The sequence below is a fragment of the Mucilaginibacter sp. P2_A5 genome (genome assembly GCF_056404995.1).
The window spans coordinates 1-12259 of record NZ_JBFUCY010000061.1 but is presented as its reverse complement, the minus strand read 5'-3'; the positions used below and the strand labels follow the sequence as shown (position 1 = coordinate 12259).

Annotated in this window: 9 protein-coding genes and 1 tRNA gene; 3 read left to right on the top strand and 7 right to left on the bottom strand. The window is 43.4% G+C overall.

The annotated features are described in order from the left end of the window. Positions 1-210 (bottom strand): hypothetical protein (locus AC1DXF_RS29115; RefSeq protein WP_477450011.1); only part of this gene is annotated, 210 nt, incomplete at its 3' end. A 1040-nt stretch (positions 211-1250) separates the two neighbouring features. Here AC1DXF_RS29115 and AC1DXF_RS29110 point away from each other — a divergent pair. From AC1DXF_RS29110 to AC1DXF_RS29100, 3 genes are all read left to right on the top strand, one after another. Next, positions 1251-1328 (top strand) — tRNA-Cys (locus AC1DXF_RS29110). 142 nt (positions 1329-1470) lie between these two features. After that, a complete protein-coding gene (locus AC1DXF_RS29105; RefSeq protein WP_477452199.1) occupies positions 1471-2826 on the top strand; it encodes an SDR family oxidoreductase in 1356 nt (451 codons plus the stop codon). A gap of 350 nt (positions 2827-3176) precedes the next feature. Beyond that, positions 3177-6725, top strand: a complete 3549-nt coding sequence (locus AC1DXF_RS29100) for a chemotaxis protein CheB (protein ID WP_477452198.1) — start codon at positions 3177-3179, stop codon at positions 6723-6725. 336 nt (positions 6726-7061) lie between these two features. Here AC1DXF_RS29100 and AC1DXF_RS29095 read toward each other — a convergent pair whose 3' ends face one another. The 6 genes from AC1DXF_RS29095 to AC1DXF_RS29070 form a co-directional block, all read right to left on the bottom strand. Continuing rightward, on the bottom strand, positions 7062-9515 hold the full coding sequence (locus AC1DXF_RS29095) for an outer membrane beta-barrel protein (protein ID WP_477452197.1): 2454 nt from the start codon (positions 9513-9515) through the stop codon (positions 7062-7064). Positions 9516-9551: 36 nt separating this feature from the next. Next, positions 9552-9932: a hypothetical protein gene (locus tag AC1DXF_RS29090; protein ID WP_477452196.1), complete on the bottom strand. Its 381-nt coding sequence runs from the start codon at positions 9930-9932 to the stop codon at positions 9552-9554. 140 nt (positions 9933-10072) lie between these two features. Next, positions 10073-10501 (bottom strand): hypothetical protein, encoded by a 429-nt coding sequence (locus AC1DXF_RS29085; protein ID WP_477452195.1) that lies wholly within the window; start codon positions 10499-10501, stop codon positions 10073-10075. Positions 10502-10566: 65 nt separating this feature from the next. Next, on the bottom strand, positions 10567-11007 hold the full coding sequence (locus tag AC1DXF_RS29080) for a hypothetical protein (RefSeq protein WP_477452194.1): 441 nt from the start codon (positions 11005-11007) through the stop codon (positions 10567-10569). After that, positions 11004-11618, bottom strand: a complete 615-nt coding sequence (locus tag AC1DXF_RS29075; RefSeq protein ID WP_477452193.1) for an RNA polymerase sigma factor — start codon at positions 11616-11618, stop codon at positions 11004-11006. The genes AC1DXF_RS29080 and AC1DXF_RS29075 overlap by 4 nt, the downstream gene beginning before the upstream one ends. A 365-nt stretch (positions 11619-11983) precedes the next feature. Then, positions 11984-12259: hypothetical protein (locus tag AC1DXF_RS29070; protein ID WP_477452192.1), on the bottom strand; the 276-nt coding region annotated here is incomplete at its 5' end.

The window sequence follows — 12259 nt, the reverse complement described above, 5'->3', positions numbered from 1 at the left end:
CTGATCCGCAAAAGCATATATCTGAGAAACTTTAAACCTTTGCTCCTGCTGGACAACAAAAAGATATAAAGTTATCATTTCCTGATCTGTAAATTCAGGTTTATCATTATTCGTGTATCTTTGATATAAGTATTGAAGTTCTTCGTCGTGTAACTTGCAGATATGCAAATAGATAGCGATTAGTTTGAGTGCTTTAGCCTTGGGAATCATTCTTAAAGTTCGATGTGGTAATCTTCTTTAAGATACTGATTTTCAAGGCTTTAAATAAATAAAACCACAACTAAATGACTTATAATCAAACACTTAACTCATAAAGTTTTCAACACCTTTCGACCCTTGATTCGCATAACTACTTGATACTAAAAAGAGGGCGTTTCCCCGTTGGTAGAGACGGGGCCAGGCCTTCCATTCATACGCGCACAAGGCCTTAGGCGCGGCCAATGCCCATGCCCACCACCGGGGCCGGTATCCATTTCAGTCCTTAACGCGACCGCCGTTATTCCTAAAACCTCCGTCTCCGCGACTGCGACCGCCAATATATGTCACCCTTTCAGGGCTATCCCTTGTGTATCGCATTCTAGCACAGGGCGATGCCCTGTACTGGGTTATTAGTCCCTTTCAGGGCCTGCAAAGTTCAAAATCGACCTTGTACTGAAAAAACCTCGATTACCTACAGCCCTGAAAGGGCAAAATACCCCTGCGATGGGTGCAGCCCATCGATTAAAAATGTACCACCGTGATAGCCCTGAAAGGGTGACATATCAGCCGCCGAACTTGCGTATCGGGCCAACCTAATTCCCCGCTACCGCAAGAGCTTTCCCCTCAACTACCGCAAGCGTTTTCGCTGCCGCAAGGCTCCTGCCTTGTGGCCCGCTGATAGGTAAACGCCATGCTAAGTAATGAATATGCAACACCCGGATGTTTAAATTCATCCGGGTGTTTTTTGTATACAGCAGCTCGCGTAAAGGATTGGCGTGGATACCGGCCAAAGGGGCTAAGGCCTGTGCAGTATGAACAGAAAGCCTGGCGCCGCTTCTACCGGCGGCGTACGCCCATGTTTTCAGTTAAAAGTTAACGCAGTATCAAGTATTAAGACAGTCGCACTATTAGTAGCAAGATAGCTGCTTTTTCTTAAGCGCGAAAGTTAACAATCCTGATACCAGGTATTAACTAACTGATACTTTCCCCAAAAAAATCTTGATACCTGATACTTACTACTTGATACTACTATACTATATTTACAACCAGGAAAGGCAAAATCATAGTTTAACTGGAAGAACGTCCGAAAGCACATCGGGAGGTAAGGGTTCAAATCCCTTCTTGCCTTTCTTATTTATGAAACTTTAAATACTGCCGGTATAACGATAAGGAGATAGCTGCTTTAGTTTAAATGAAAAAACACCAGGTTGCTAAACTGGAGATGTCGGTTTAAGTCCGGACGCGCTATTCCCCATTTTTAATTCAAAAATTATGCAATACAAATTTAGTGAGCAGGAATGGCAGGCATGCCTAAAGGTACTTAACTCGCTAAAGGATAACCCTTTTGAAAACCCCGACAATCTGCAGTTTAAAACACTTATCACCTCCATTTATAAACAGGCCAAAAAACAAAACAAACAGGAACTTCACACCGGGAAAAAGGCAGCAGATGCGGCGTTGCTTAACAGCACAACCATCGTTACAAACGCCCGCGAGATAACCACCCAATTTGCACATACCGAAAGCGAAAATACCCAGATACAGCAACTGCAAAAACCGCGTACCTGCTACTCGTGTGGAGAGGTTTTTACCCAGCTTCATTTTTTTTACCATATGCTATGCCCGGCCTGCGCCGCTATAAACTATGGCTGGCGTACCCAACAGCACAATTTTGCAAACTATAACGTAATTATTACCGGCGGTCGGGTTAAAATTGGCTATGCTGCCGTTTTAAAGTTTTTACGCTCCAATGCCAACGTAATCCTCACTACCCGTTTCCCGGCACTGGCTTTGCAGCAGCTACAGGCCGAGGACGATTATGAGCAATGGGCAGGCAGGCTCACCGTATACGGCCTAGATCTGCGGAATTTAAAAGCCGTGGAAGAGTTTATTGTTTACTGCAACAACAACCTGGGCAGTGTTGATATTTTGATTAATAACGCCGCCCAAACCATCAAGTACCCGGCCGATTATTATAAGCCTTTACTGGCAAAAGAAAACTCGTTTTTGCTTAAAAACGGCACCGCAAACCTGCTGCCCAATAAAACTCCGTTATTATATCAACAGGATAGCCTGCTATTACCGGGCCTTGCCGATGCGGAGATGACGGTTAACCGTTTTGGGCAGCCTGTAGATAGCAGGGACAAAAACAGCTGGAACTCTACTTTAGCCGAAATTGAGCTGGAAGAACTGCTTGAGGTAAACCTTATCAACCATATATCGCCTTACCGGCTTATTTCGGGCCTCAAAAACCTGGTGCTTAAAAGCCCGTATCCCGAACGTTTTGTTATCAACGTTACCTCGTCTGAAGGGCAGTTTAACTACGCCGGTAAAACCATATTTCACCCACATACCAACATGACCAAGGCGGCATTAAACATGCTCACCCGCACCTCGGCGCATGAATTTATTAAAGATTCCATCTTTATGACGGCTGTTGATGTAGGCTGGATTTCGACCGGGGCCAACGAAACAAAAAGAGCACAACAATTTGCCAGCCTCAAAATCCCCCCGCTCGACCCGCTTGACGGCGCCACAAGAATTATGCAACCAATTGTGGACGTACTTAATGGCGACAAAACACTTTTTGGCGTTTTACTCAAAAATTACAAGGTGGTTGATTGGTAGGTTTTAGGAGCGGAATCAAGATAGCTGCAATTGAATCCTTGAGTCCGAAAGCTTTTGGTCCGAAAGTTTTTTTTTCGAAAGTCCGGAAGTCCGAAAGTTAAAAACTAGGATACTATTCTTGATTCTCCTCCTAAAAAAATCTTGATACTTGATACTTGCTACTTGATACTATTTCTTGACTATTTCTTGCTACTAAAAAAGCCCATCATATTTCTTATTAGGAAAAAGCATTTTCATGTTTATCGCCCGCAATCTTGTTAATGTTAAATTTAATCGTAACTTTCATCATACTTTTACTTCCTCTTCATCAGATCTTTTTTATAAATCCTAAAGCGTTTTAATTTCATTTTATGCTTGCAGCTGATCCCCATCATATTATAGCCATTGGCGCATCTGCCGGCGGTATGGATGAAATTAATTCATTTTTTGACCATACCCCTTTAGATGGGGTTTCGTATATAATTATCCAGCACCTATCGCCCGATTTTAAGAGCCGGATGGTTGAGTTATTGGCCAGGCATAGCAAACTGGTTGTAAAAGAGGCCCAAAATGGCGCTATCGTAAAAAGCAACGAGGTGTACCTGATCCCCCATGATCAATTTATGATTATAAAGGATGGCGCGCTTATTTTAACGGCCAAAGGCCAGCACCCGGGCCTGCACCTTACCATTGATGCTTTTTTTTATTCGCTGGCCGAAAGCAACGGTAATAAGGCCATTGGCATAATACTATCGGGCTTAGGGCGCGACGGGACCGAAGGCGTTAAAGCCATTAAAAAAGCCGGCGGAATGGTGATGGCCCGCAACCCCGAAACTACCACTTTTGGCAGCATGCCATCGCATGCCATTGCTACCGGCATGGTTGATTTTATTTTAGAGCCCGAACTTATGCCCGCCGCCATTGAAGAATACGTAAAACACGAACAGGAGCTATTGGCCGATGAGGAGGAAGACGAAAAAACTATCGCCGAAATTATAGCGTTGATTAAGGAAAAATCGCCGCTTGATTTTTCGGATTATAAACTGAGCACCATCCTCAGGCGCACCAAAAGGCGCGCCTCTAACAATAACTATGCATCACTTAACAGCTACCTTGATTTTCTGAAAACATCGCCCGATGAGGTAGAAGCGCTGGGTAAGGATTTCCTGATCAGCGTAACTTCTTTTTTCAGGGATAAAGAGGCGTTCGGGTTTATCAAGAGCGATATCCTGCCGGATTTATTGGGAAAGCTTACCCCGGGCGAAGAATTAAAAATGTGGATAGCCGGTTGCGCCACAGGCGAAGAGGTATACTCCATGGCTATATTAATTGCCGAACACCTGCACGGTAATTTTGCAAACGTAGCGGTAAAACTGTTTGCAACAGATATTGATGCTATTGCCATGGCCCACGCCGCTAAAGGCATTTACAGCCATGCCATAAAAAAAGATGTATCGGCCGAAAGGTTGCAGAAATATTTTATAAAAGAAAAAGCGGGCTACCGGGTTACCCCGGCTATTCGTAAAATGGTAATTTTTGCCCAGCACGACCTGGTAAAAAACCCACCGTATTGCAACATGCACCTGATTACCTGCCGCAACCTGCTCATTTACATGACCCCGGTTTTGCAAAAGAAAATCTACACCATGCTGTTGTTCGGGTTAAAAATTGATGGCTACCTGTTTTTAGGATCGAGCGAAAGCCCGATGCCCATTATTAAAGACCTGGAAGTAGTGAATAAAAAATGGAAGATTTATAAAAACCTGAAGGTAAAACGAGGGGTTAGCTTCGACGCTTTTTCGTTGCCCGAGCTATTAGATATTAAACGGACAGCCGCAAAATCGTTGCCCGAAGATAACGGCAATACCAATAACCCGCTATCGGAACAAATGCATACCCTGCTGGCCCAAAATATGGGCTACCTGGCTGTTTGTATTAATGAGGTAAATAATGTGGTAAAATCATACGGAGATACCTCCAGGTTTTTGCTGCAGCAAAACTTTAATTTAAACCTTGCCGAACTATTGCCAAAACCACTTGCCATAGCATTTAATGCCTTAAAAATTGATGCCTTAAAAACAAATGAAAAGGTTAGTGTTAGCGGTGTGAAAATTAAATCCGGAAAAAAAATAATCAGGGTAAACTTATCGGTTATCCCGGTGATACCAAAAAAAGGCGATCAATCCTTATTGCTGGTAACGTTTATGCAGGACACCAAAATAGTCGCCGCCACAACAGACGAAAAAGTATTTGATGAAAAAATTTACCATGACAAATACACCGCCAACCTGGAAGAAGAATTAAAGGAGCTGAAGTTTAAGCTTAATTCGGCTTACGAAAGGCTGGATGCATCAAACGAAAACATGCAATCCTTTAACGAGGAACTGATATCGGCCAATGAAGAAATGCAGAGCACAAATGAAGAAATGGAATCAGTGAACGAGGAACTGCATACCATTAATTCGGACTACCAATTAAAAAATAAAGAGCTGCTGGAAACCAACGACGACCTGAACAACTATTTCAGGAGCAACATTAACGGCCAGTTGTTTATTAACAACGATTTACAGCTGATGAAGTTTTCGCCGGGGACGGTAAAGCAGATTAACCTGTTAGAAAGCGACATAGGGCGGCCGCTGAGCAATATATCAACCAATATTAAATTTGAAACCATTATTGATGATATCAAAAAAGTACTTCATGACGGCAGCGTAATCACCAAAGAAATTGAAACCAACAACGGGAAATGGTACCAGATTATGACCATGCCCTACGTACAGCAATCTGACAATAAGCGCAATGGCGCTATCATTACTTTTAATGATATTACAGAGTTAAAAAACATTCAGCAGGAATTAAATATCAGCAACAACATGCTGGGAATGGCCATAGACTCAACCGAGATGGGTACCTGGACCATAGATATCAAAACCCGCAAGTTTACCCCATCTGCCCGTCTTAAAACAATGTTTGGTTTTTACCCAACCGAGGATATGACCTATGAAGACGCCATAGCGCAGGTGGTCGAAAAATACCGGCATGTAGTAACCGAAGCGATAGAAACCGCCATCAGCACCGGCGCTAAATGCGATGTAGAGTACCCCCTTCAGGGGTTTCATGACAAAAAGTTGCGGTGGGTACGAGGCATTGGCAACATTGCATTGGATAAAGATGGCAAACCAACCTATTTTACAGGCCTTTTACTTGATATAACCTTATTTAAGCTGGATGAGCTCAGGAAAAACGATTTTATTGCCATGGCAAGCCACGAATTGAAAACGCCGCTTACCGCCATACAGGGCTACGTGCAGTTATTAAATTTGAAGGCAAAAAAAGCCAGTGATGATTTTGCAGTTACCTACCTTGTTAAAGCCAACAACCAGGTAAAAAAAATGACCACCCTGATTAATGGTTTTTTAAATGCATCGAGTTTTGAAGCCGGCAAAATTTATTTGACCGAAGAAACCTTCGAAATGAATGCCTTATTGGACGAGGTTGTTGAAGAGTTGCTTTTAACAACCAGTAGTCACCAGGTTAGCGTGCTCCCAGGCCCCTTTATCTCAATTAAAGCAGATAGGGATAAAATAAGCCAGGTGATCAGTAATTTTTTGAGCAACGCGATAAAATATTCGCCTAAGGGTGGCAATATTAAGTTACAATGCAGGCAAGCCGATGATATGCTGCAGGTTAGTGTTAAAGATGAAGGGATAGGCATTAACCCCCAGGAGCAGGAAAAGCTTTTTGATCGTTATTACCGTATCGAAAGCGCGCATACTACAAGTATCTCGGGCTTCGGGCTTGGCCTTTACCTATCGGCCGAAATCATTCAAAGGCATAAAGGCAAAGTATGGTCGGAGAGTGTATTAGGCAAAGGATCTACTTTTTACTTTAGCCTGCCGTTAGCGGCCGTGCTTAATTAAGGAGTATTTTTAGTATCAAGTAGTAAGACCGCTGCTTTTTAGTATCAAGTCGAAAGTATCAAGTATCAAGACCGCTGCTTTTTAGTATCAAGTCGAAAGTATCAAGTATCAAGACCGCTGCTTTTTAGTATCAAGTCGAAAGTATCAAGTATCAAGACCGCCGCAATTGTATCCTTAAGTCCGAAAGTTTTTTTTCAAAAATCTTGATACTTGATACTTACTACTTGATACTATTCCTTAAGTCTAAAGTCAAAAATCTTGATACTATTGCTGATTCTCCTCCTAAAAAAATCTTGATACTTGATACTTGCGACTTGATACTATTCTACTATTCTACTAATTCTTCACCCTCCCCTGCTCGGTATCCGCTCCCGTTTGTTCTTTTTTGCGCTGGCCGGCTACGGCTTTGCCGAAACGGAAACTGAGCGTTAGCAAGGCCGAACGGGTGTCGCCGTGGTTGGTGTAGCTGGCATCGGTAAGGTACAGGTTATTGATAGCGCCGCGGTTAATGTTGGTGTACAAAATATCGGTGACACTAAATTTAAGGGTTACTTTTGGCGATAGGTTTTTGGATACGGCTGCATTTAATGCCCCCTTGCCGCCTGTAACAAACTGGGCATTGGTAATGCTGCTTTGGTAATTGCCATCGACCTGCAGGTTAAAACCTTTTTGCAGCTTAAACTGTAAAATGCCCTGCCCGTATACAAATGTGCCTTTGGTGTTGAGCACGCCGGTATAAAAATTACTGCGAGAGTGAATGCGGGTAACTTCGGCGTTTAAATTTACGCTTAGCCATTTTGCCGGCTCAAAGTCGCCATCAACAGAAAAACTGGTTACCTTTTTATGGCCTATATTGGCGGGGCGGCTGTAATAAATACCATCTACTATCTGGATGGTTTCGTCGGTGTCATTTTTGGTATCGCTGTAACTAAGGGTACCGGTGATATGGTTTTTAAAAATATAAGCCAGCTCAACTTTATTGGCGAACGATGGCTGCAGGTATGGGTTGCCTACGTAATAGGTAAATTTATCAAACGGGGTAACAAAAGGGTTCAGGTCCTGGTAATACGGGCGCTCGATGCGGCGGCCGTAGTTCAGCTGAAGTTGGTTATCGCCAAGGGTATCCAATTTGTATTGTATAAACAAGGTAGGGAACAGGTTGGTATAGTTACGGCTAAAGGCCGAATCGGTTTTCATGGCATTGCCCAGCTGGTGCCCGTTCGAGCCGGTATTTTCCAGTCTTAAACCGGCCTGGATACTCAGCTTTTTAAAATCCTTGTTCAGGTTAAGGTAGGCCGCGTTAATATGTTCGGTGTAATTAAAATGATTGGTTTTGTCATAATCGGGCGTGCTATTGCCGTTAGTGGTATTAAAATAATTGGCTATGTTATCGGTTTGGGTGTAGCTGGCTTTTACGCCGGCTTCCAGTTTAATGCCGTTGCCCAGGGGATGGCCATAATCTGCCTTGGCCGATAGTATTTTAATATTTGATGGCAGGCTGCCGGTTAAGCTGTTACGGCTTAATAATGCACCGTTGGGCAAAAAGGTTTCGTTATCAAAATCCTGCTTAGTGGTGGTGGCGTAGTTTAAATAATCAAGGTTGGCGGTAACATCGGGACCGTCTTTTTTAAATTCGTGCCGGTAATTGAGGTTCAGGGCGGTATTTTTAAAGCTGCCTTTTTCGGTGTTTTTTGATACCACGGCCGAATCGGGCTGGCCTGCCGCGTTCAACAGGTTGCCGGTGCCTGTGCTTGGCAAATATGGGTAACGGGCCAAGCCGGTGAGTGCTATGCCAAAGGTTGTATTTGGCGATGCATCATAATCGGCGCCAATGGTAAGCTTGCCGCCACGCCCCTGCCTTCGGATATAGGTATCCTGGTTAAAACTACCCGTAGTTTGGCCCTGGGTGTTTTTATACCTGCGGAAGATAGCTACATCGGCATAGCTGTTGCGCACGGTATAAGCAAAGTTGCCAAACAGATTCACCTTATTTTTGCGGTAATTAAAGTTAAGGCTGTTATTGGTGCGTGTATACCTGGCCTGGCCAATGCTTAAGCTTAGCCCCAGGTTAAAGCCCTTAAGCTGCGTTTTTTTTGTTTTTATGTTGATAACCCCTGCGTTGCCGGCAGCATCATACTTTGCCGGCGGGTTGGTCATAATCTCTATTTGCTGCAGGGTTGATGATGGCAGGGCGCGTAAATAATCGGCAAGGGCGGCGCCCGATAAGTAAGTGGGTTTATCGTCAATAAAAATAGCTACCCCTTGCTGTCCTTTAAGGCTAATAGCCCCATTTTGATCGACCAGCACCCCGGGCGATTTTTCCAATACATCAAGTGCGGTAGTGCCCGCGTTGCTGATAAGGGCATCGACGTTTAAAACCGTGCGGTCTATTTTATGTTCGATATATGATTTTTGCCCGGTGATGCTTACTTCTTTCAGCGCCACGTGGCCGGCTTGCAAAACAATATCTTTTAATATAACGGATTGTTGTTCCTGGCTGATGGTAATGATTTCGCTTTTGTATTTATTGAACCCTATAGCGGTTACCGCCACGCTATAAGTTCCTGCTTTAATACCTTCAAAAGCAAAGTGTCCGCCGACATCGGCCAGCTCATATTTAAGGGTGACCGAATCCTTGTAGCTGCTTAAAATTACGGTGGCGCCAACCGCGGGCTTTTGAGCGGCATCTAATACCCTACCGGTTATTTTGCCTATGGTTGTTTGGGCGTTTACAAAAATTGGGGCAATAGTTATCCATATGGTTAAAATAACCATGATCAGTTTTTTCATTTCAATAAGATTAAAGGGTTTGTTAACGGCGCGGCGTTACTTAATTACGTTTTTACTTAATTGCCGGCAAAGGTTTTTCAGGCGAAGCAGGGATGCCTCGGAGTTGGTGTTTTTTTCAACCTTAATCAATAGCCATCCGGCTGAGGCCCTGATATAAAAGTTGCTGCTATCGCCAAGCGTTACCCGGGTATCTAATTCGTCGGAGGTGTTAAATACGGTTACCGGCTTTAAGCTTTGGTTTATATAAGCATCCACTTGTTTAGTTTGATTGCGACTGTAGGAGGCTTCCAGTTTAAACAGGCTGATTGTTTCGGTTATTTTAACCCGGGTGCGGTCGCCATTATTGGCAATAGTAAATGCCAGGCAAATAGTAATGGATATAATGCCAGTTATGAGTAGATAATAAAACGATTTCATGTTTAGTTAATTTGAGGGTTGATGGATTGATTGATTAATTAAAGGGCATAGCTTTCCCTGTGCCCAAGGTGCGGACGTTTAAAAATGCCGCCGGAATTTTGCAGCTGTCTTAATTCTTGATTCTTAACTCCTGGCTCTTCCTACCTAAGCTTTTTTAACAGGAAGTAATATCCCAGGAAACCCAAAGCGATGCTGAATATCATTACAGTGGCGGCGTACAGACCCGATGGCATGTAAAAGCTGATGACTGTAAGACCGATGGCGATAGCGGTTAATATGGCAAACCATTTAAGGGAGTTCTCTTTGCCTTTTTGATTTGCGGGCAGTAATTGGGCAATTACACCTTCGGCAACGCCTTTTTCAACAATGGAGCGTTTTAGCCTGTCGTCTAAAAATAGTTTGATGAGTGTAAGCACGAACGAGGATGCCAGGAAAACGAGGATAATGATCACGATGCTGTGCATCATCTCAAAAAAAGCCCGCTCGTCTGTAAAGGGATCAAACACGGTTTGGGCATTGACAGTAATGCCTGCAGACATTAAGGATATGATGGTGGCTATTTTTTTCATGTTGTCAATTTTTTATTGTTGTTATACCGGATGAGACCGGTAGCCTGTGTTTATGTTGCAATTATTTAATTAAAATCCAGCTTTTTCATCTGGTCGTGATGTTCTTTAATCATGGTCTTGAGCATGCCTGCAAATACAGCTATTGTGCTTGCTGCTAAAATGGTGGCAAACAAGGCTGGCAAATTTTGCAGCAGCTGTACCAGGTAGCTGCCAAACAGCAATGGTATTGCGGCTAAAAAAATCATGGTTAAGGTAACACCTAAAACGGCAATCCACGGAAATTCTGCTTTGGGAGCGGGCAGTTGCCCCAATACCAGGCCGGCAAGGTCAAAATCAAAAGTCGGCCTTGGCATTACGTTCATTTGCCGGTTAAGCAGGCGGTAGTTGGTCAGCTTAGCGCTGCAAGCGGCACAGCCCTGTGCGTGGGCGGCAATGTCCTGGCTGTCAAACGCACCTTCAAGTGCATATTGCTGTAATTCTTTGTCTGATGGATGGTAACTACTCATAAATCTTCGCGTTTATAGTTGGTTAGCAGGTTTTGTTTTAAGGCTTTGCGGGCCCTGAACAAGTAATTTTTTACGGTGCCTTCGGGCAGGTTGGTAATCTCGCCAATTTCGGCATAGCTCATTTCTTCCTGGTGATACAGGGACAATAGTGTTTTGTAAACCGGCGACAGCTTATCCATTTCGGCATTTAAAATAACAGATAACTCCCTTGCTGATAGCAGGTGCTCTACCTCGTTATCATGCCGGCCCGCGTCTTTTTGCTGTAAACGCTCAAGGCTTTGTTGTTGTCCGCCTTCCTCGTCGTCCCGCATATCTATCAGCAAAATCTTTTTTTTCCCGAGGTAGTGCAGGCAGGTATTGTAAGTAATTTGCCCTATCCAGGTTGACAATTTGGATTGAAATTTAAAGCCGGGTAAACTTTTATATGCCTTCAGGTAAACATCCTGCGCAAGGTCTTTTCTATCTGCCGGTACCGGTATCATTTTAAAAATCAGCTGGGCCACCAGCCCTTCAGTATTTTTTATGATTATACCAAAAGCATGGCGGTCGCCACCCAAAACGCGGGAAACCAGTTGCTGATCCGGATGTTGATATACGTTTTGGTGGCTCACTTACTGATTAGACCGGACTGGGGCGTAAATGTTGCAATATTTTTTTAGTATCAAGTATCAAGACTGCTGCTTTTTAGTATCAAGTAGCAAGTATCAAGACCGCTGCTTTTTAGTATCAAGTCGTAAGTATCAAGTATCAAGACCGCTGCTTTTTAGTATCAAGTAGCGAGTATCAAGTATCAAGACTGCTGCTTTTTAGTATCAAGTAGCAAGTATCAAGTATCAAGACCGCTGCTTTTTAGTATCAAGTCGCAAGTATCAAGTATCAAGACCGCTGCAATTGTATCCTTAAGTCCGAAAGTCTTTCGTCCAAAACCGAAAGTCAAAAATCTTGATACTTGATACTTACTAATGCGAATCAAGGGTTAAAAAATAAGATAGATGAAAGCGGCGGCGATTTTGGCGAATACATGTACGAGCAGCCCGTTGGTAGACCTGACCTTACTTGCTCTTTGCAGGTCTGTTTTTTCAATCAACCAATTAAATAGGGATTCAATAGGTTGCCTAACCGTTGAAACGGCCGTTCCAAATAAATCATTTGCAGCTTTATCTCGTTGTTTAAGTTCTTCTGCTTGACACTTTACAGCTTTGACAGGTGTAAGCATAGTTGCGTTTGCTTTTATTTCTAAGTCTTTAAAGTA